The sequence below is a fragment of the Bradyrhizobium sp. B025 genome (assembly GCF_042257955.1).
GTDB classification, from domain to species: domain Bacteria; phylum Pseudomonadota; class Alphaproteobacteria; order Rhizobiales; family Xanthobacteraceae; genus Bradyrhizobium; species Bradyrhizobium diazoefficiens.
In genome coordinates this window covers 4,977,973-4,998,353 of sequence record NZ_CP170150.1, presented here as the reverse complement: position 1 = coordinate 4,998,353, position 20,381 = coordinate 4,977,973, and the positions used below count along the sequence as shown (strand labels likewise).

Genomic DNA, 20,381 nt, shown 5'->3' with positions numbered 1-20,381 from the left:
CAGGCCGGCCGTTCCGGCCTGTGTCCCATAATCGCTGAACGCGCAATACGATCCGCTTGCGCGCATCTCTCTGGGCTGGAGCCAGCATGGTCTTTCTAAGCTTCGTCTACCGCTTCGTGACCAATTTCGCGTTCATGGCGATGGTCTATTTCAGCCTCAACTTCCTGGAGAAATATCAAAACCGGGCGATCGTCGCGATCCTGGTGCTGGTCTACACCGGCATGCGCGCGGCCTCGACGCTGCGTGCGTTCTACTTCTTCCAGAAGATCGAGAAGCTGGAAGCCGAGACCAAGCGCCTTCAGGCCCCGATCAACGATGGCGCTGGCGGAACCTCGACGCGCAAGCAGATCGTGACCGACGTTGCGCGGCTGCGCCGCGACGGCGAGCTCAAGTCCTATATGGACCTGTTCTTCCTGGCGCTGATCGTGCTGCTCTGCGTCGCCAACATCATGCGGCAGTAGAGCTTACTGCGCGCGCTTCTTCAGGCTGGCCACGCGGGTCGGACGCGGCGCGGCGTTCTGCGCAGTGCTCTTGGGAGCAGCGTTCTTGGGGGCAGCGCTCCTGGGGGCCATGCCCTTGGCCTGCGCGGCATGCTTCGGTGCGCCGTGTGCCGCGTGGGCGGTGCGGCGCGACTTGGCAGCCTTGCTCGTGGCCGCACGGGGCGTCTCGGCCGCCATCGCCAGCCGTGTCGCGGCCCGCCGCGACAGCGTCGTGGACAGCAAGACCTCGATCGAGCCCTCGGGAATCGCGAAGAGATCGCGGTCGGGCACGGGCAGGGTGGCGGCGACGTTCGCCTGCGCCATGGTCCGGCGCGGCAGCAGCGGCTGATGCCCGGTTTGCGCATTGAGATCGGCAAGCGAGGGCGCCGGAAGCGTCTGGGTCTGCGTGAACACGAAGTTCGGCACGGCCGGCCAGCGCGCGATCGGCACGGTCTCGGTCGGCGGATGCAGCAGCCATTCCACCGGCGTGGTCGGCGTCGCCGGGCGGTCCGCGGTTGCGGGCACCACATGCACGATGCGATAGCCGCGCGCCTTGAGATCGCGGATGATCTTGGGCAGCGCCGCCACCGTGCGGGCCTGGATGTCGTGCAGCAGCAGGATGCCCTTGCCCTTGGCCTCCAGCCGCTGGATCGCGAGTTGGTAGACACGGTCGGACGACACGTGCCGCCAGTCGTCGGCGGGGAAATCGGCGCTCCAGACCTGGATGCCGCGCGAGATCAGATAGTTCTCGACGCCCTCGGCGCGCATCAGGCCGGGAATGCGGAAGAACGGTGCGAGCTTGGACGGATCGGTCATCGCGGCCGAGGTCCATTCGATGCCGCCGTTGATCTCGGGCTCGAATTTTTCGATTCCCATCCGGTCGAACGTCAGCGGATGGTTCATGCTGTGCGTGCCGACGGTGTGGCCCGCCGCGACAAGCTTGCGCACCCCTTCCGGATTCGCCTTGGCCTGGCCGCCGATGATGAAGAAGGTCGCCTTGATGCACTCGTCGGCGAGGATCTGGAGCACCTGGTTGGAATATTTCGGCAGCGGACCGTCGTCGAAGGTCAGGACGACCTCGTGATCCTTCAGCGGCAGCGTCTCGCGGTACTGCATCGTGCCGATGCGCGGATGCTCGTGCGGATCGACCACGAGGGTGCGGGAGGTCCCGAGCGCGTCCGGGTGGCCGGGACAGTCGGATGCAAGGGCCGCCGGTGTTCCAACGGTCAGCAAGCCCAAACAAAGGACGATCCACGATCGCGTCCGAACAACAACGCTACTTCCGATCATGAATCCCGTCTGCCTCATACGCGATTGTCGCCATAAGTAGGTCGGAGACATCAGGAAACGGTTCAGGCACGAGAACCTTCCCCACGACGAGTCCGCCTCGATACTTGCACGGCGTAGCATGAACAGAGTGTTAATAGGCCCTAAATCACCCCATTTTGCGACGGCGTGACATTCCGGCATCAGCGCGTATCGGCATTCTTCTGCGCTGCGCCCGCCGGGACGATGTGAACCACCCGGTAGCCGTTCTCCCTCAGATACCGCAGGAAGGCCGGCATGATCGCGGCCGTGCGCGCCTTGGGATCGTGGAAAAGGATGATACCCTTGCCGGCCGCGGCGAGCCGCTCGGTGATCAGCTTCAGTTCCTGCTCCGGCGTCATCTCGTTCCAGTCACTGGCCCAGAGGTCGGCCCCGAACACGACGATGCCGCGCGACTGGAGCAGGTCGAGCTCGGCTTGCGTCGCCTCGAAATAGGGGAAGCGGAAGAACGGCGTCGAGGGCGTCGTGGTCGAGGTCCCGTGCAGCGCCATCTCGTCGGCGGCGATGCCGCGGTCGATCTCGGCCTTGGCCTTGTCGAGCGGGATCCGCGCCATGAACGGGTGCGACCAGGTGTGATGGCCGATGGTGTGGCCCTCGCGCGCGATGCGCTTGACCACGTCAGGATGTTCGGAGGCGTGCAGGCCGATCAGGAAGAAGGTCGCGCGCGCGCATTCCTGCGCCAGCGCCGCCAGCACCTTCGATGTCGTCGGCGGATAGGGGCCGTCGTCGAAGGTCAGCACGACCTCGTGATCGGCGAGCTGCAGCGTCTGCGGAAAGCTCTTCAAGCCCACGCGCGGCGTGGTCCTGGCGTCGACGCTCAGAATGCGCGAGGTGCCGAGCGCATCCTTGCGCGGGCACTCGGCGGCTTCAGTCGAGGCGATGCCGGCGAGGGCCGCGAGCACCGCGCCCGCCGACATCGATGTCCATTTCAGCCGAAGCATCTTTGCCATTGCGCTCGGAGTTGCCTTGTGGGTATTGCCTGAACCATCAGCTCAGACCACCAACCTGTCAAACGGCGAGGCGCACCATGGATGAACATATGGACGGTGCTCCATCCGCTGCGGCCTCGGTACTCGACCACGTGCCGATGCGCAATGAAGACGGCGAAATTCGTCATGAATTCGTCGAGGAGATTGCCCGTGCGATCGAGGCCGGCGACAGTGCCGCGCTGCGCGCCTGTGTCGCGGAGCTGCATGAGGCCGACCTCGGCGATCTCATCGGCGCGCTCGAGCCCGACGACCGCGTCCGCCTGGTCGAGCTCACGGGCCGCGACTTCGACTTTTCGGCGCTGAACGAGGTCGACGAGAGCGTCCGCGAGGAGATCCTCGATGAGCTGCCGCCGGAGACGGTCGCGGAAGGCGTCCGCGAGCTCGAATCCGACGACGCGGTCGAGCTGCTGGAGACCCTCGACGAGGCCGAGCAGGAGGAGATCCTCGAGAAGCTGCCAATGCGGGAGCGCGTCGCGCTCGAGCGCAGCCTGCTGTATCCGGAAAATTCCGCCGGCCGCCGGATGCAGACCGAGTTCATCGCCGTGCCCCAGGATTTCACCGTGGGGCAGGCGATCGACTACATGCGCGAGACGCCGGATCTGCCCGACCGCTTCTACGAGATCTATGTCGTCGACAAGGACCAGCACTGGCAGGGCGCGATCTCGCTCGACGTGCTGCTCCGCGCCCGCCGCCCGGTGGCGCTTGCCGAGCTGACCGACGAGAATCGCCGTCGCGTCTCCGTCCTGGAGGACCAGGAGGAGGTGGCGCGCATGTTCGGCAAGTACAATCTCGTCGCAGCTCCCGTGCTCGACACCCAGGATCGCCTGGTCGGCGTCATCACCGTGGACGACGTCGTCGACGTCATCGAGGAAGAGGCGGACGAAGACCTCAAGGCGCTCGGCGGCGTCACCAGCGACGAAGAGCTGTCGGACACCGTGTTCACCATTGCCCGGGCGCGGTTCAATTGGCTGCTGGTCAATCTCGCCACCGCCTTCCTGGCGTCCTCCGTGCTCGGCCTGTTCGAGGGCCAGCTGGAAAAGATGGTGGCGCTCGCGGTGCTCGCACCGATCGTGGCGAGCCAGGGCGGCAACGCCGCGACCCAGACCATGACGGTCGCGGTGAGGGCGCTCGCGACCCGCGAGCTCGGCTCCTCCAATGCCTGGCGCGTGGTGATGCGCGAAGGCCTGGTCGGCCTCGTCAACGGCCTGGCCTTCGCCGTGATCACGGGCATTGCCGCGGTGGCCTGGTTCAAGATCCCCGGCCTCGGCATCGTCATCGGGCTTGCGATCATCTGCAACCTCGTCGCCGGCGCGCTCGGCGGCATCCTGATCCCGATGGCGCTCGAACGTGTCCGAGCCGATCCGGCGGTGGCCTCCGGCACCTTCGTCACCACCGTGACCGACGTCGTCGGCTTCTTCTCCTTCCTCGGGATTGCGACCTTGTGGTTCGGGTTGAGGTAGCTCTCGCCTCCGCTCCGTCATTCCGGGGCGCGCCACTTGGCGCGAGCCCGGAATCCATTTGTCGGCGTGCTCCGGTGCACGATGGATTCCGGGCTCGCGCTCCGCGCGCCCCGGAATGACGGCCCGCCATCATCTTTAATCCGAACTTAAGCGACCTGACGCATCATCGCCCGGGCCTGGGGGAATGAACATGCGGTTGCGGCTGAAGGCGGACGGACGGATCGTCGAGTTGCGGGACGGGCAGGAATTTCCGGTCCAGCCCACGGCCAATGCCGCGCCGGCCGACACCGGCTCGCTCGCGGTGCGCGACCTGCGCCGCCGCGCCTGCCTGACCCAGATGGAGTTCGCCGCCAAGCTCGGCGTTCCCGTCGAGACCATCCGCAACTGGGAGCAGGGCAAGCGCGCCCCGCGGGGACCGGCCCGCGCGCTGCTTGCGGTGATCGCGCATGCGCCCGACACGGTGTTCCAGGCGCTTGCCAAAGCCTGACGCGAACCTCCCATTAGCATTGCGCTGAATAACCGGCCCGGTTGCAGCGGCTTCCGTTGGCAGCCTCCCGGACCCGGTCCATAATGATGCCTGATGGTATTTGGGGCGACCGCAACAGAGAGGATTCCTCATGCTGTTCGTCGAGGCCAATGGCGCAAGGATCCCGGCGATCGGGCTCGGGACCTGGGAGTTGAGCGGGCGGCCATGCGCGCGCGTGGTCGAGCAGGCGCTGCGGCTCGGCTATCGCCACATCGACACCGCACAGGTCTACGACAATGAGCGCGAGGTCGGCGATGGCGTGCGCGCCTCCGGCGTGCGCCGCGACGACGTCTTCCTCACCACCAAAGTCTGGACCAACCATTTCGCGCCCCACGATCTCGAACGGTCGGTGAAGGAGAGCCTTGCGCGGCTGCGACTTCCCTCCGTCGATCTGTTGCTGCTGCACTGGCCCAATTCGCACGTGCCGCTGGCGGAGACGCTGGGCGCGCTGTCGCATGCCAGGCAAATGGGCCTCACGCGTCACATCGGCGTCTCCAATTTCACGGTGGCGCTGATCGAGCAGGCGGTCGCGCTGTCGCCGGAGCCGCTCGTCTGCAACCAGGTCGAATTTCACCCTTATCTGGACCAGGCCAAGGTGAGGGCGGCCTGCGACCAGCATGGGCTCGCGCTGGTCGCCTACAGCCCGATCGCCAGGGGGCGCATCAAGACCGACCAGACGCTCGCCGGGATCGGGCGGGCGCATCGCAAGACGCCGGCGCAGGTCTGCCTGCGCTGGCTCGTGCAGCAGAACGTCGCAGCGATCCCGCGCACCTCGCGCATCGAGCGTCTGTCGGAGAACATCGAGATCTTCGATTTCGAGCTCTCCGACGACGAGATGGCCCGGATCGCCGCGCTGGCCAATCCCAAGGGCCGCCTGACCGACTTTGGCTTCGCGCCAAAATGGGATTGAGGGCGGGCTGCCGTATGCCCAGCATGATCCGGAAAAGTGCGAAGCGGTTTTCCGATAAGATCATGCTCGAACAAGAGCCTAAAGCGGGATGACAGTTGATCCTAACCTCATCGCGCTTTAGGAGCAGGGCGGCAACCCAAGATCGGGCGATGGAACTGCGGAAGATCATACGGACGGACATTGCGGCGTCGGCGATCGCGCATCTGACGCTGGTGGCGCTGATCATCGTGATCAGCGAGGTCCATCCGTTCCATGCCGCGCCGCCCGAAGCTGTTGCGGTCGACATCGTCACGCCGGAGCAGGTCAAGGAGCAGGAGACGAAGGCGGAGGAGGCAGCAAAGGAGAAAGCGCCGGAGCCGACCCCGACCCCCGAGCTGAGACTGCCGAAGCTGGACGTCACCGACAAGGCGGATGCAGCGGCGAAGCCGGACGCCAAGCAGCAGGCCGCGTCGCAATCATCGCAGCAGAAAGCGTCGCCCGAACCGGAGCAGCCGACGCAGCAGAAACAGCCGCAGCCGCAACCCTCACAGACGCCGAAGCAACGTGAGGCCACCGCGCAGCCGCAGCCGGAGCAGCCCCAGCAGCCGCAACCACAGCCATCGCAGTTGCCGCCGCAACAGCCGCTGCCGCAGTCGCAACCTCAGCCCGCGCCGCAGCCCTCACAAGGAATGCCGCAGCCGCAGGCCGCGCCTCCGGCCTATCAGGCCCCCGAGCCCGACGTCACCGTCAAATACGGCGTGATGCTGGGCCTGCCGCCGGAACTGCCGGTCGAGCCGAAAGACGCGCCGAGGGATGACGGCGGCGATGCCAAGGATTCCATCGGAGCCAAGCTGCCGCCCGAGGTCATTGCCGAGCTTCGTCGGCGCCTCAGGAGCTGCGCAAAACTGCCGGCCGGTGTCGCGCCGACCGACCCGGTGCGCATCAAGCTGCGCGCGGTGTTCGCCACCGACGGCACGCTGGCGCGCCCGCCGATCCTGATCGAAGCCCCGCCATCCGCGAAGGGCGTGGCCATCGTGAAGTCGGCGACGAGCGCGCTCCAGGCCTGTCAGCCGTACAAGATGCTGCCGGCCGACAAATACGAGGAATGGAAGGTGTTGGACCTGCCGTTCACGCCGCAGGATTTCGGCGGGGGATAAGTTGCCTCGCGGCTATCCGCGCGCGGCGAGACAGGCGCGGACCTTGTCGGCGGCGGGCTTCGGCACTGCGTGAGCTCGCCACTGCTCGCGCGTCGCGCCCGCCGAGGCGAGGCACTGGTTGATGTTTCGCTCATATGTGGCGCGAGACATGCTGTCGCGCTTGGCCTGGCAGGCCGGGTCGCCGCCGCATTCGTAAAGTGGAGCCGCCTTGGCCGTTGATGCTCCGAGAATGGTTACGGCAACCGCGATCATCAGCTTGTTCATTTCGCCCCCGGAATTATGCTTTGAGTATTCTCAATGCTGCGCCTGTAGCGCATCGAACTGCTGCCTGCAACCTTGGGTGAAGTGCTGGCGGCGCTATGGAAGCGCGCACTGACTGTTCGCTGGCGACGATCTCGTCGTTGTGTTTCTCAACGGCATCCAGAACAAACCATTACCCGACGGGCAAAACACAGCGAATGCCGTCAAGCCTCTTTCCCAAAAAGATTCCACTTTACCGAAATTCGGATTTGTCGTATGTGTCGCCCATCCCGGCTCATCTTGAGGGGCGATCTTGTGTCGTCACGTTTCGCGAGCCGGGCTTGCGGTGGACGCGGCAGCGTCGGGCGCGAGAGGCGTGGGCAGGGCGGATTGCTCTCCGTGAGCCCAAGACTTCGTGCTGGATGAGCGGCGCTGCCAGGTTCGTCTCGCCTGTAAGTTTCCGGCTCCGTCGACAGGGCTGGAAAAACTGCGGCGAAATGGCGGGCCGTGCGTACGGCAAAACCGTGTGGTCCTGGCCGTCGTTGCTACGGTCAAGCTCTTGCGGATGCGGCATTCACGTCAACCGGCGTGGTGCCGGCGACTTTCGCGAGAGTGAGGGAGGCCAGCAGGAACTCGGCTCCCGGGAGAGCACGGCATAAGCCGTCCAACCACTGCGCAGGGAAGGCCGAGTGATTGGCTACACCTGTATGCTGCTGTGCGGTTCTTCCTGCGTGTGCTTTTCGCGCAGCGGACCGCGGGTGCCAGCCGGCACCCGGCCTTCCCTGCGCCCTCTTGGCTCAAGAGAGCAGAGCGACGAAGCAAAGCTCGGGCGAATTACGCCGCGAGGATGTGAAGGCGTGTCTGCAAATTGAGATGCGGATTGGAGCATGGCGATGCCGCCCCTTGCTCCGTCATTGCGAGCGCAGCGAAGCAATCCAGAATCCCTCCGCGGAAAGACTCTGGATTGCTTCGCTGCGCTCGCAATGACGACGTGGAGAGAGTTGGGGTCAATGCCCGCGCTTCCGCATCTCCTCATCCCCGGCCACCTCAGGCGCCATCGCCGACCATGCGCTCGAGGCGAATTGCCGGCGCCATGTCACGATCACCACGGCCGCCGTGGTCACGAACAGCACCCAGGGGCTGACGAACCAGCCAAGATAGCCGAGCGCGAAGAAGAAGGCACGCTGGCCGCGGTTGAAATGGCGGCCGGCGGATTCGAACAGGCGCGTGGTGCGGATGACATGGGCTTCGGCCGCAGGCGTGTCGCGCTGGGACGCCGGCGGCATGCCGCCGAACAGGATGGCGACATAGTTGAACAGGCGATAGGCCCAGGCGAACTTGAAGAAGGCGTAGACGCAGATCAGCACGAGACCGACGCATTTCAGCTCCCACATTGCGGGCGAGGTGCTGAGGTCGGTCGGCAGCTTGCTCAGGATCGTGATGGCGTCGTTGGTCGCGTGCAGCAGCGCCAGCGCGCCGCCGAGTGCGATGAGGCTGGTGGAGGCGAAGAAGGCGGTGCCGTTCTGGAGCGAGGCCATGATCTGCATGTCGACCATGCGCGTCTCGCGGTCGAGCAGCCGGCGCACCCAGACCTCGCGATAACGGTTCATGCGCGCCGACAGGCTGTCGCGGCCATAGGCCGAGTGTTCCAGGGTCAGGGCATAGACCAGCCATTCGACGATGAAGAAGCCGACGGCGGTGATGTCGACCCAATGCCTGCTCATGTCTCTCTCCTCGCGAGCATCGCAACGATTGCCACGCAAGGCCGGGCGCAGCAACGATTGATTGACGGCAGGCGATGGCGCTAAAAGCGCCGCATCCAGAGGACTTGGGAAGGACCAGTGGACATGGCTGCACTAAAACTTGCCATCGGCAACAAGAACTACTCGTCATGGTCGATGCGGCCCTGGCTCGCGCTGCGCGCCAACGACATCCCGTTCGTGGAGACCCTGATCCCGCTCTACACGGATAACCCCGCGGACAAGGAGCAGATCCTGTCCTTCAGCCGCGCCGGCAAGGTGCCCGTGCTGGTCGACGGCGAGACCACGGTGTGGGATTCGCTCGCGATCATCGAATACATCGCCGAGCGCTACCCGGAAGTGAAACTGTGGCCCGATGATGCCGCGGCCCGCGCCCATGCCCGTTCGGTGTGCGCCGAGATGCATTCCGGCTTTGTCGCCTTGCGCAGCGAATGCGGCATGAACCTGCACCGGCCGATCCGCCCCGTGGCGCTGTCGGCCGATGCGAAGGCCAACGTTGCGCGCATCGAGGAAATCTGGCGCGAGTGCCGGGCGCGCCACAGTGCCAGGGGACCGTTCCTGTTCGGCCGCTTTGGCGCGGCGGACGCGATGTATGCGCCGGTCGTGCACCGCTTCCGCACCTACGCGATCGAGGTGGCGCCGGATACCAAGGCCTACATGGAGACGATGATGACGCTGCCGGCATTCCAGGAATGGACCCGCGAGGGGCTTGCCGAGACGCTTGTCATCGCGAAGTTCGAGGACGCGTAACCCGCGAATGTGATCGGGCGCCGCTTGACGATACACCAGCCGGCGGCGCTCAATCGTACCGAGTTGCGGCTTGGAAGAGGGCACGCTATGGGAATCCTGGACTCGCTGGAAAACAACCCCGCGCTCCGCAGCGCGCTCGGCCAGCTCGGCGCCGCCGTGCTGCCGGCCGTCTTGAGCGAGGTGCTCGGCAGCAACAATCAGGGCGGCCTCAGCGCGATCGTGGCCAAGCTTCAGCAGGCCGGGTTCGGTGACCAGGTCAAATCCTGGCTCGGCAACGGCCAGAACCTGCCGATCTCGGCCGACCAGCTCCGCGCGGTGCTCGGCAACGACACCGTCCGCCAGCTGGCTGCGCGCTACAACATCCCGGTTGACCAGCTGGGCCAGATCCTGGCCCAGGAGCTGCCCAAGGCGGTGGACCGGGCCAGCCCGCAGGGTCATCTGCCCCATACCGCCTGAGGCCCGGTTCCAGCGGTATTAGCGTGGCCCGCTGTTCCCGTTATCGTCCTGAAAAGACTTCAAGATTGGTGTGTTTGCCATGCTCGCATGAGGCTGGCCAAAAACGCCGCATGCGTGCTATATAACGGCTGGGTTTCCGGCCGGCCATCGCAGTGGGACCATGGGCGAGGCAGGCGTTGTTTGAGTAATGGAGAGGGTGTTGAAGCACAAATTCCCCGTTGGAACGCGCGTATTGTTCACGGCCAGCAACGTCGCGCGCCCGGCTGCCAGCGGCTCGTATGAGATCATCCGCCTGTTGCCGACGGAAGGTGACGACTGCCAGTACCGGATCAAGAGCTCGACTGAAGCCTTCGAACGGGTCGCCAAGGAAAGCCAGCTCGCGCTCTCCTGAGGCACCGCCGCCCGTTGATGTCGCGGACGAATTTCCTGCGCTCGCCGTCAAAAGGCCCGCTTCACCTTCACAAGGTGGGTCGGGGGCAGTTGCCGGCTCACGGTGCTCGCTTTGACCATTCGCTCTTTGCTCGCGTGAGGGGACGTCGCGCATGAACTGGGCATGGGCCTCGTCGCTCGACCAAATCTGGCGCTCGCCGGCCGTCCCGATGTGGATGACGCTGGCGGCTGCGGGCTTCTTCGGATTGATCCTCATGATCACGCTGCTGCGCGCCGAGAGATCGGTTGCCAACGGTGCGCTGACCGTCATCACGCTGCTTGCCATTGCCATCGCGGTGGCTGCCACGGCGCACCTCTATGGACCGGACGGGCAGGCCGCTCCGGCCGAGGCGCGCGCGCAGGGCGTTGTTACCGCGAGCCTGCCGGCACTGTCCTGCCTTGACGATCTTGCCGGCGATGCCGTGGCCATTGGCTGCGAGAAGGCGCTGTTCGGTTCGCCGGATGCGGCGGCCGCGGCCGTCTCCTACACCGCCGCCAGGATCGACCGGCTGACCGCGCTCGGCGACGCCGCGACCGTCGACAAGAGCCTGACGCTGGACATGAAGGTGCTGCGCAAGGCGCTGGAGCGCGATCGCTACGGCCTCGTCGCGCAGGTGCTGATCGCCCGCGACGGCTGCACCCGGTTCGATTGCGCCGCCTTCCGCTCGCTGACCGATCAGCAGCAGGTCGCCGCCAACATGGAGTCCCATCTCTACGACATGCTGGTCGCACGCTATGCGCCCACCTGGAACGCGCCCGCGGCGGCAGCACCGGCCGCAGGTGCGCTCGCCGCGCTGCCGCCGTCGATGCCGACGGGCAAGCCGACCAACGCTGAATTCCCAAGCGCCTCGTCGACGCCGCCGGTGAGCATCATGAATCCGGAACCGCCTACAGCGACGGCGCGCCAGGCCGCGCCGGCCGCGAACGCAGCGCCGGCTCCGCGCGCGCCGGCCACGACCTCGGCGCAGGCCGCAGCGCCTGCGGCACCGGCCGCGAAGAAGCCGCCGGCGCCGAAGGCTGCGCGCGCACCGGCAGCTGCACCGGTTCCGCTGGCACCGCCGCCGGCTGCTGCGGCTCCCGCGGCTGCGGATAACGAATAGTTCGGCTTTGAAAACCTGCGGCCGGCCCGCTAATGCTGGGGCATGCCACTCCATCTGATCAAGCTCGCCGTCGGCTGCGACTCCGTCAAGGAATTGAAGGAGTGGGTGGCCGAACGGATGCAGACCGCCAAGAAGAAGGGTCTGCCGCAACATCACATCCACATCACCCGAATGGTGCCCAAGCGCGACGCCGAGATCCTCTCGGGCGGGTCGCTCTATTGGGTCATCAAGGGCGAGATCGCCGCGCGCGAAAAGATCATCGGCATCGAGCCGTTCCGCGACAAGGACGGCATCGGGCGCTGCCGGATCGTGATGCAGCCGAAGGTGATCCCGGTCTCGCCGCGGCCGATGCGCCCGTTCCAGGGCTGGCGCTATCTCGCGGACGATTCCGTACCGCCCGATCTCGGCAAGTCCGCCGCCGGCACGATCGCGGCGATGCCGGAGCCGATGCGGCGCGAGCTGCGCGATCTCGGATTGCTCTGAGCATGATCCGGAAAAGTGTGTAGCGGTTTTCCGGAAAGATCATGCTCAAACAGTAACCTGAAGCGCGATGTCGTCATCGCGCTTCAGACCGCGATATTGTCGATCAGCCGGGTCGTGCCGAGCTTGGCTGCGACCAGGATCCGCAAGGGGCCGTCCTTACGCGAGGTGACCTGTGCCAGCGTCTCGGCGTGGCGGGCCTCGAAATAGTCGAGCACGAAGCCGGCCGCCTTGATGGTCGCGGCGCCGCGCGCCATCGCCGGCGCGATGGCCTCGCCGGCGCGGATGCGGCCGGCGCTGTCCTTCATGGCGCGGTAGAGCGTGGTCGCGGTCTGCCGCTCCTGCGGTGAGAGATAGACGTTGCGCGATGACATCGCGAGCCCGTCGCGCTCGCGCACGGTGCGGGAGCCGATCACCTTGACGCCAAGATCGAGGTCCCGCGCCATCTGCGTCACCACCCGCAGTTGCTGAAAGTCTTTCTCGCCGAAGATCGCAAAGTCCGGCCGGCATTGCGTGAACAGCTTTCCGACGACGGTGGCGACGCCACCGAAAAAGTGGGGCCGGAAGCGATCCTCGAGGCCGGCCAGGGCCGGACCCTCCGGCACGATTCGGGTCGCAAAGCCCTCCGGATACATGGCCTCGACGCCCGGGTGCCAGACGATGTCGACGTCCTCGGCCGCGAGCTTGGCGATGTCGGCCTTCCAGGTTCGGGGATAGGCGCCGAAATCCTCGGTCGGGGCGAATTGAGTCGGGTTGACGAAGATCGAGACTACGACGCGGCTGGCGCGCCGCTTGGCGAGGCGCACCAGCGACACATGCCCGTCATGGAGCGCCCCCATGGTCGGGACCAGCGCGATCGTGGCCTTTCGCTTGCGAAGATTGTCGGCGGCGCGTCGGAGCGCAGGGACCGTGCGGGCGATCAGAGGGCTTCGTGACATCAGGACTCAGGGGGCTTGGGGATGGGTGGGGCGCGGCGTGCAGCCGGCTAACCTTAACAAGCAGCGATCGTGGACGCCATGCATCCGGATGCGGCACAGCATCCCGCGCAATGCCGCGCACGACGTCGCGACATTGTGGGCTGAATCACAGACGCGGGGCGGCGACGCAAATCATGATGAAGACTAACGCACTGTGATTTCGCTATCCTGTCACGCATTTCACTTGACCGCAGACGCGGCCAACTTGAAGATATTGCTTAGGGGTGTTGAGGATCACCATGCTTGTGCAGGCTAGCCAAGGCCAATCCGGCTCGGCGCACGTCGTTGTGCTGGGCAACGAGAAGGGCGGCTCTGGCAAATCGACCACTGCCTTGCACATCGCGGTCGCGCTCCTGAAGGCCGGTCAGCGCGTTGCCACCATCGACCTCGACTGCCGCCAGCAAAGCTTCACCCACTACATCAACAACCGCGCCGCCTGGGCCCGTCGCACCAAGCTCGATCTCGAGCTGCCGGTGCATCGCTGCATCAAGCTCGGCGAGACCATGCAGATTGCCGAGAACGAGAACTCCGAGTTCCAGCAGTTCATGGAGGCGGTCTCTGCGGTCGAGAGCAGTTTCGATTTCATCGTCATCGATACGCCCGGCACCGACAGCTACCTGATGCGGCTCGCCCATTCGATGGCCGACACGCTGGTCACGCCGATCAACGACAGCTTCCTCGATTTCGACGTGCTCGGCACCGTCGACCCCGCCAACTATGCGGTCACCGGCGAGAGCCACTATGCCGAGATGGTGCGGGATGTCAGGCGCAAGCGTCGCCAGCTCGACGGCTCGAGCACCGACTGGATCGTGGTGCGCAACCGCCTGTCCATGCTCGGCTCCCGCAACAAGCAGCTTGTCGCCGACGGCTTGAAGGATTTGTCGCTGCGGCTCGGCTTCCGCTACATCGACGGTTTCGCCGAGCGCGTCGTCTACCGCGAATTCTTCCCGCGCGGCCTCACCGCGCTCGACGAGATCGACGAGGCGACGCTCGGCATGCGGCCCAATCTCGGCCATCTCACCGCGCGGGAAGAGGTGACGAGCCTGCTCCGCCAGCTCAAGCTGCCGCTCGACGAGCGCGGCCGCCGCCGCGCGGCCAACCGCGCCGAGTGGTTCAGCCAGGTCGACAAGCCGCTCGAGGTCCACGACATCCTCGGCGCCTGATTTAGCGGTATATCGCTACTGCCAGCGGCCTGATAAGCCGGTCCCCCGCAGGAACTGAGCCCGCCCTCGGCCGTTTTCACTCTACGTTTACTGCGAAATTGCACCCAATCGAGACCGGTTGCATCGGATGGTGATCTGCACCCTGACGTAGCCGTATGAGAGGAGGATGCCCAAGAAACGTGTGCGGCGCACAATGAAAGGGCTGCCAGTTCACAATATTTGGCCTTCCTGTCACGCGGCTGTGACATATATTAGCGAATAGGCGACCAGGGGCCGAAGAGCCCCGGAAGAACACGATTTTCAACAGGGATTCAGGCCGCAAGAGCCTGAGGCTGAGGACGAAAATGAAGCGTGGAATTGCCGTTCTGGTTTCGGTCAGTGCCCTCTGCGGCATCGCCTATTTCACGGCGAGCAAGTGGGCCATCAGGCACGAGACCATCACCTTCTACGACGCTTCGCGCGACAACCGTCCCGTGCCCGTCGATATCGCGATCCGTCGCGACAAGGAAATGCAGGCCAATGCCGGCATGATCACGATGCCTGTCGCCGTGATCAACCATGGCAATACCGTCAAGAACACCGAGTACGGCTTCCTTGCTAACATTTTCGCTGCGCGCGGCTACCTCGTCGTGAGCCCGCAGCATGATTTGCCGACCGATCCTCCGATGGTGACCAAGCCCGGCGAGCTCTATGTCGGCCGGTTGCCGCAGATCCTGCGCGGCGTGGCCAATATCCACCTGGCGATGCAGGAGATGAAGAAGGTTCAGCCCAACGCCGACTACGAGAAGGTGACGATGGTCGGCCACTCCATGGGCGGCGACATCACGATGTACTTCGCCAAGCAGTATCCGGATGAGGTCAAGAAGGTCGTCACGTTGGACAATCTGCGCGTGCCGTTCGTGACCGCCGGCAAGTTCAAGATCCTGTCGTTCCGCTCCACCGATCCGCAGTTCAAGACCGATGCGGGCGTGATCCCGAGCGACGAGGAATGCGAGAAGGCCGGCATCCAGGTCGTGAAGACCGAATTCCAGCACAACGACATGCGCGACACCGGTCCGGATGTGGCCAAGAACTCGATCCAAGGCATGCTCGACAAATTCCTGAGCGCGACTGACAGCGAGGTAGGGCCGGTCGATACGCAATCGTCTCCACCCAAGATTCTCGAGCCCGGTCCGGTCGCTCTGATGGCGCCTGCCAAGAGCTGACGTTTCATCATAGTCAGAAACGACTTTCAAAGCCTCCGCCGGCGCTCGCCCGCGGAGGCTTTGCACATTGACCGGGCTGCACCCGCTAACCACATTAGCCGTTCACGCAGGGCCAAGGGATGTCGGGCGAACCCATCAAACCGCGCGGCCGCGATGCCGTCTCGCCGCAAGCAGGCGGCGCGGTGCCGCAGGCCGGGACGTCGACCTCGGACGATATCGCCGCCTTTGTCGCCAAGGCGCGTGCGCTGTCACCGCATGCTCCCGGCGCGAAAGGCCGGCTGATCTTCGCGCTGGATGCGACGATGAGCCGGCAGCCGACCTGGGACATGGCCTGCGCGCTCCAGGCCGACATGTTTCGCGAGACCGCGGCGCTCGGCAGTCTCGACATCCGGCTGGTCTACTATCGCGGCTTCAACGAGTGCCGTGCCACGGGGTGGATCTCCGACAGCGCCAGGCTCGCAACGCTGATGAGCAAGATCGATTGCCGCGGCGGCGACACCCAGATCGGCAAGGTGCTGAGCGAGGCGCGGCGCGAGGCGGTCGCATCGGGCGTGCGGGCCGTGGTCTTCGTCGGCGATGCGATGGAGGAGAAGGTTGACGAGCTCTGCGCCAAGGCCGGCGAACTCGGCATGCTCAAGGTGCCCGTCTTCGTGTTTCAGGAAGGCCATGACCCGGTGGCCGAGCAGGCGTTTCGCGAGATCGCGCGCCTGACCGGCGGCGCCTGGTGCCGTTTCGATCCCGGCGCTGCGGCACAGCTGCGCGAGCTGTTGCGGGCGGCCGCGGCCTATGCCGCCGGCGGGCGCGAGGCGCTGCTGAAATTGGCCAAGAGCGCGAGCGGTGCGGCCCAGTTGATCGGCCAGATGAAGTAGCAGGTTACGCTGGCGCGGCTTGCGTTGGCGGCGGCGCTGCGACCGGCGGCAGCAGGCGTCCCTGCAGGATCAGGCGCAGCGTGCCCAGCCCGATCAATCCGACCACGATGTTGGCGGCTCCGAACAGCCATGGCGCGAGCAGCGCGATCGCACCGGTGTCGCCGTGGCCGGCCATGCGGATCGGTGCGATCGCAAGCGCGGTGGCGCCGAAGGTGAAGCCCCAATACGACACCGAGAACGGCTGCTCCATGATCCACGGCAGCAGGCGAAGCAGCAGCAGCGCCATCATCAGTCCGTAGCCGACGAGGACATGCGCGACCATGTCGGGCACGCCGCCATTGATCGCGAGATAGGCGACGGCACCGACCGCGGGCGGCGCCAGCTGGATGCCGAGCGTCGGCCGCAGTGCGACTGGAAGTGTCGCGACCGTGTAGAGCCGATGCAGCAGCACGGATTCAATCGCGAGCCAGGAAAACAGCGCGATGCCGAAGGCAAGCTGTCCCCAATCGGGGTAGCCGAGCACCGAAGAAACGGCCGCGGTGACGAAGCCGCCGGCAACGGTCGGCAGATACAGGACCGGTGTCGTCGCGGTGGGATCGCGATTGCCGCGCCACAACAACCCCGTCCGCCACAGCGCGAAGCCGAGCGTGAACGCCGCGCCAAGGCCGAACAGGATTTCGGCGGCAAGGTGCGAGTAGGGCTCCGCCGCGATCGCGATCAGCATGGTGGAGACGCCGGCGAGACCAATAAAGCAGCATTGTACCGGATGATGGGCTTCACTGAGCGACTCGGCGCGCGCGAGGATCCAGCGCAGGATGAAGAGAACGAGCAGCAGCGCCCAGACGATGGAGGCGAGGGCGAGCAGGATCTCGCCGACGATCGCCGGCAAATGCCAGACCTGATGCGCGGCGCGCCAGGTATTGCCGAGGCCGGCAAGGCCAAGCACGATGCCGAAGAAGGCGGCCGGCACGATCGGCGGCTTGAATCCGCTACGCATTGTCTCCCTCAATCGTCGCGCCGGACTATCGGGCAAGCCGGCGTCCCATGTCATCTGCCAATTGCCGACGGGCGAAAGGACGCCATGCTTTTTGACAACAGGGCGCCTATATTCCGGACATGACCCTGATCGCCGGCGCTGTCGCCGTTATCACGCTGTATCTGCTGCTTCAGATGTTCCGCGCCGCCAATCCGGCGGTGCTGGCGCGCACCATCAAGTTCGGCGGCGGCGTGGTGGCGCTGGCGGTTGCGGCCTTCACGGGCTTGCGGGGCGAGCTTGCGGTCGCGATCCCGCTCGGGATTTTCGGCGCCGGGCTGCTCGGCTGGACGCCGTTGACGAACGCCGGCTTCGGCAATATCGGCGGGCTGTTCGGTGGCGGTGCGGCGCCCGCGCCCGGGCAGGCCTCGCGCGTGCGCTCGCAATTCCTCGACATGCGGCTCGACCACGATTCCGGCCGGCTCGGAGGCCAGATCGTTGCCGGGCCTCACGCCGGGCGCGATCTCGACGAGTTCGATCTCGCCGGCCTGCTGGCGATGGTCCCGGCGTTCGACGCCGAGAGCGTGGCCTTACTTGAAAGCTATCTGGACCGCAGGTTTCCCGCCTGGCGTCAGAACGCGCAGGGCGATGCGGCAGGGGGGCAGCGCCGCACGGCGGCGAGCGGCAAAATGACGACGGAGGAGGCCTATCAGATCCTTGGCTTGCAGCCGGGAGCGGGGCGCGACGACATCAGCCGGGCCCACAAGTCCCTGATGAAGAAACTCCATCCCGACCAGGGGGGCTCGACGTATCTCGCTGCCCGGGTAAACGAGGCCAAGGATACTCTGCTTCGCACGCATAACGGCTAACTCCGGCACTACGCTACAAACGCCCGTACCGCGTGATCTCCGTTGGCTCTGTCTGTCGTCGCCCCGATGCCCGCCATTTCGGCGTGGCCGATCTCTTGAGTAAAAATTTAACCGTAAAACGTTGACGAGAGGTTGTCGCGGAACCGACTTTGGCTGGCCGCATGCCGAAAACAAAAATGCCCGCGCAAGGCGCGGGCATTTTTCGGAGCGGTGCGGGAGATCAGTTGCGGACGGTGATGCAGGAGATGTCGGCGCGCTTCAGGGCGCGGCAGACGGCTTCGGCCTGATCCCGCTCGAGCCCGGCGAAGCGGGCGCGGTAGAGCTTGCGATTGTCCTTGGCGACGACCGGCTCGGTGAACGGATCCGCCTTGCTGAGCAGGCCGCGGGCCGAGCTACGCGCTGCGTCGATGCGCTGCTGGGCTTCGTTCTCGCTCTCGAGCGCGCCGACCTGGACGATCCAGCCGCTGTGCGTGACGACCGGCTTGGTGGTGGCGCTCATCTGGATCGGCTGCGGCGCCGGGTCGGCGGAGGCGAGCTTCGGAGCGGCCGCGGCGGCGGTCGCAGCCGGCAGCACGCCGAGGACGCCGTTGCCGGTGCCGAAGCCGGCCGGCTGGCGTGGCAGCTCGGTGCGGGCGACTTCCGCCTTCGGCGCTTCCGGTTGGCTCTGGATCTCGGGCTTGTTGATCAGATCGGCCCGGGCGACGACGGCGCCGGAGGTTTCCGCGACGTCGGAGCGGGAGGCAACCGTGTTGGTAATCTGCGGCGCGACCTGCGACGGGGCGGCGGAGGCGACCTTCACGGTGCCGGCCTTGACCTGCACCGTCTTGACCCGGACCGGCTTCATCGGTTCGGACGAGCCCGGGATGATCGAGAGCGGCTGGCTGGAGATCACGCCATTGGTGAGCGGCGCGGGCTCGATCTTGGATTCAGTCGGCCGAGCTTCAGGCTTGGGCTGAGCGGGTGGCATTGCGGCGGTGGCGGCCGCAAGCGTGGACAGGCGCGAGGCGAGACGCGACGGGGCTGCTTCGGGAGCAGGGGCGGCCGCGGCCTGGACCTGCGGAGCGGTGCGGGCCGGGGTATCCGACGCATCGGCGACCTCGGCAGCGGCGTCAGCGCCGCTACGCTCGGTAACCGCGGCGACGGTGTGGCTGGTCGCGCCCTTGTCGAGGTTCTCCGCGAGCAGGTTTCGCATGATGGCGTCGCGCGAACCGCCGCTGCGGCCGCCCAGCACCACGCCGATCAGGTGGCGGTTGCCGCGGCGCATCGAGGTCACGAGGTTGAAGCCGGAGGCGCGGGTGTAGCCGGTCTTGATGCCGTCCACGCCCTCGACGCTGCCGAGCAGGTGGTTATGGTTCCGGATCGACTGGCCGCGCCAGTTGAACGTCGAGGTCGCGAAATAGCGGTAGTAGCGCGGGAAGCGCTCCTGGATGGCGCGGCCGAGCGTGGCCTGATCGCGCGCGGTCGTGACCTGCTCGTCGTTGGGAAGGCCGTTGGCGTTCCGGTAGACCGTCTTGGACATGCCGAGCGAACGCGCCTTGCGCGTCATCATCTGGGCGAAGTCGTCCTCGTCGCCGGCGATCGCTTCCGCGATCACCACGGCTGCGTCGTTGGCGGAGCGGGTGACGAGACCCTTGATCGCGTCCTCGACACGGATGGTCTGGCCGGCACGCAGGTTCAGCTTGGTCGGATCCTGATCGGCGGCGTGCTGCGACACCGGCATCTCGGTGTCGAGCTTCATCTTGCCGGACTCGAGACGCTCGAACAGCAGATAGAGCGTCATGATCTTGGTCAGCGACGCCGGATGGCGAATCCCGTCGGGGCTCGTTGCCTGGAGCACGGAGCCGGAATTGCCGTCGACGATGATCGACGCGAATTTCGGGCTGGAGCTCTCGGACACGTCGCGCTGCACCCGGTGGTGCGCGTAGTGGCGGCGGTGACGCCGCGCCTCGGCGGCATCGGTGGTGAAGATGACCGCGGTGGTGACCGTAAGAAGCCCGAAAACCCCGACCCGCGCCAAGCGCGAGGAAGACAAGTTTTTACGAAGCATGAAACCCCGTCCCCGTTTCTGACTTGATCACCGGCCCGTGAGGCGAAATTGTGCCCAATGGACCCGGGATCATTACCTGCCCAGGCTGCCCCTCCGCTGGTGCTCGCCGCGGGGGACGTTGAACCTGAGCCGCTATTCTGGCTAAGGTGATGTTCTCAAACGGCTTTTGGCCGCTTGCGGAAGCTGAACACGTCCAGGGAATCAAGGTAGGGGTCCGCGGTTTCCAAAAGCTTAAGG

Annotated in this window: 21 protein-coding genes; 14 read left to right on the top strand and 7 right to left on the bottom strand. The window is 65.8% G+C overall.

Translation table 11 applies throughout. The features are described 5' to 3' along the window. The first annotated feature begins 86 nt into the window (after positions 1–86). The gene (locus ACE10W_RS23225; protein ID WP_011088010.1) at positions 87–461 is read left to right on the top strand and encodes a hypothetical protein; all 375 of its coding nucleotides are present in this window, start codon (positions 87–89) and stop codon (positions 459–461) included. A 3-nt stretch (positions 462–464) separates the two neighbouring features. Here ACE10W_RS23225 and ACE10W_RS23220 read toward each other — a convergent pair whose 3' ends face one another. Beyond that, a complete protein-coding gene (locus tag ACE10W_RS23220; RefSeq protein WP_182871909.1) occupies positions 465–1,769 on the bottom strand; it encodes a polysaccharide deacetylase family protein in 1,305 nt (434 codons plus the stop codon). Positions 1,770–1,948: 179 nt separating this feature from the next. Beyond that, entirely contained in the window at positions 1,949–2,755 is an 807-nt protein-coding gene (locus tag ACE10W_RS23215; RefSeq protein ID WP_370204468.1) for a polysaccharide deacetylase family protein, read from the bottom strand. Positions 2,756–2,832: 77 nt separating this feature from the next. Between ACE10W_RS23215 and mgtE the strand changes: the two genes are divergently transcribed. The 4 genes from mgtE (at position 2,833) to ACE10W_RS23195 (ending at position 6,826) form a co-directional block, all read left to right on the top strand. Then, on the top strand, positions 2,833–4,254 hold the full coding sequence (mgtE, locus tag ACE10W_RS23210; RefSeq protein WP_028171479.1) for a magnesium transporter: 1,422 nt from the start codon (positions 2,833–2,835) through the stop codon (positions 4,252–4,254). A gap of 184 nt (positions 4,255–4,438) precedes the next feature. Next, positions 4,439–4,741, top strand: a complete 303-nt coding sequence (locus tag ACE10W_RS23205) for a DNA-binding transcriptional regulator (protein ID WP_011088006.1) — start codon at positions 4,439–4,441, stop codon at positions 4,739–4,741. Positions 4,742–4,871: 130 nt separating this feature from the next. Next, the gene (locus tag ACE10W_RS23200) at positions 4,872–5,690 is read left to right on the top strand and encodes an aldo/keto reductase (protein WP_028171480.1); all 819 of its coding nucleotides are present in this window, start codon (positions 4,872–4,874) and stop codon (positions 5,688–5,690) included. 149 nt (positions 5,691–5,839) lie between these two features. Beyond that, positions 5,840–6,826, top strand: coding sequence for a hypothetical protein (locus tag ACE10W_RS23195; RefSeq protein WP_182871907.1), 987 nt, complete (start codon positions 5,840–5,842; stop codon positions 6,824–6,826). A 12-nt stretch (positions 6,827–6,838) separates the two neighbouring features. Here the strand turns inward: ACE10W_RS23195 and ACE10W_RS23190 are convergent, their stop codons facing one another. Next, positions 6,839–7,090: a hypothetical protein gene (locus tag ACE10W_RS23190; RefSeq protein ID WP_028171482.1), complete on the bottom strand. Its 252-nt coding sequence runs from the start codon at positions 7,088–7,090 to the stop codon at positions 6,839–6,841. A 983-nt stretch (positions 7,091–8,073) separates the two neighbouring features. Next, positions 8,074–8,790, bottom strand: a complete 717-nt coding sequence (locus tag ACE10W_RS23185; protein WP_060912536.1) for a DUF599 domain-containing protein — start codon at positions 8,788–8,790, stop codon at positions 8,074–8,076. 123 nt (positions 8,791–8,913) lie between these two features. Between ACE10W_RS23185 and ACE10W_RS23180 the strand changes: the two genes are divergently transcribed. The 5 genes from ACE10W_RS23180 (at position 8,914) to ACE10W_RS23160 (ending at position 12,044) form a co-directional block, all read left to right on the top strand. Beyond that, positions 8,914–9,576, top strand: a complete 663-nt coding sequence (locus tag ACE10W_RS23180; protein ID WP_182871906.1) for a glutathione S-transferase family protein — start codon at positions 8,914–8,916, stop codon at positions 9,574–9,576. Between the two features lie 87 nt (positions 9,577–9,663). Further along, positions 9,664–10,032 (top strand): YidB family protein, encoded by a 369-nt coding sequence (locus ACE10W_RS23175; protein WP_182871905.1) that lies wholly within the window; start codon positions 9,664–9,666, stop codon positions 10,030–10,032. A 187-nt stretch (positions 10,033–10,219) separates the two neighbouring features. After that, on the top strand, positions 10,220–10,423 hold the full coding sequence (locus ACE10W_RS23170; protein ID WP_011087923.1) for a hypothetical protein: 204 nt from the start codon (positions 10,220–10,222) through the stop codon (positions 10,421–10,423). Positions 10,424–10,574: 151 nt separating this feature from the next. After that, on the top strand, positions 10,575–11,561 hold the full coding sequence (locus tag ACE10W_RS23165) for a hypothetical protein (protein WP_110116306.1): 987 nt from the start codon (positions 10,575–10,577) through the stop codon (positions 11,559–11,561). A 42-nt stretch (positions 11,562–11,603) separates the two neighbouring features. Then, positions 11,604–12,044, top strand: coding sequence for a DUF1489 family protein (locus ACE10W_RS23160; protein ID WP_011087921.1), 441 nt, complete (start codon positions 11,604–11,606; stop codon positions 12,042–12,044). 83 nt (positions 12,045–12,127) lie between these two features. Here the strand turns inward: ACE10W_RS23160 and panC are convergent, their stop codons facing one another. Beyond that, positions 12,128–12,979 (bottom strand): pantoate--beta-alanine ligase, encoded by an 852-nt coding sequence (gene panC, locus ACE10W_RS23155; protein WP_028171533.1) that lies wholly within the window; start codon positions 12,977–12,979, stop codon positions 12,128–12,130. A gap of 278 nt (positions 12,980–13,257) precedes the next feature. On the opposite strand from panC, the gene ACE10W_RS23150 reads away from it, so the two are divergent. From ACE10W_RS23150 to ACE10W_RS23140, 3 genes are all read left to right on the top strand, one after another. Beyond that, positions 13,258–14,181 (top strand): division plane positioning ATPase MipZ, encoded by a 924-nt coding sequence (locus tag ACE10W_RS23150; RefSeq protein ID WP_060912532.1) that lies wholly within the window; start codon positions 13,258–13,260, stop codon positions 14,179–14,181. A gap of 344 nt (positions 14,182–14,525) precedes the next feature. Beyond that, positions 14,526–15,386, top strand: a complete 861-nt coding sequence (locus ACE10W_RS23145) for an alpha/beta fold hydrolase (RefSeq protein WP_011087918.1) — start codon at positions 14,526–14,528, stop codon at positions 15,384–15,386. A gap of 119 nt (positions 15,387–15,505) precedes the next feature. Further along, on the top strand, positions 15,506–16,255 hold the full coding sequence (locus ACE10W_RS23140) for a hypothetical protein (protein ID WP_011087917.1): 750 nt from the start codon (positions 15,506–15,508) through the stop codon (positions 16,253–16,255). A gap of 4 nt (positions 16,256–16,259) precedes the next feature. Here ACE10W_RS23140 and tehA read toward each other — a convergent pair whose 3' ends face one another. Further along, positions 16,260–17,252, bottom strand: a complete 993-nt coding sequence (gene tehA, locus ACE10W_RS23135) for a dicarboxylate transporter/tellurite-resistance protein TehA (RefSeq protein WP_182871904.1) — start codon at positions 17,250–17,252, stop codon at positions 16,260–16,262. Between the two features lie 119 nt (positions 17,253–17,371). Between tehA and ACE10W_RS23130 the strand changes: the two genes are divergently transcribed. Further along, the gene (locus ACE10W_RS23130; RefSeq protein WP_011087915.1) at positions 17,372–18,097 is read left to right on the top strand and encodes a DnaJ domain-containing protein; all 726 of its coding nucleotides are present in this window, start codon (positions 17,372–17,374) and stop codon (positions 18,095–18,097) included. A gap of 220 nt (positions 18,098–18,317) precedes the next feature. On the opposite strand, the gene ACE10W_RS23125 is transcribed toward ACE10W_RS23130, so the two are convergent. Beyond that, positions 18,318–20,144, bottom strand: coding sequence for a D-alanyl-D-alanine carboxypeptidase (locus tag ACE10W_RS23125; RefSeq protein ID WP_182871903.1), 1,827 nt, complete (start codon positions 20,142–20,144; stop codon positions 18,318–18,320). Positions 20,145–20,381: the final 237 nt, after the last annotated feature.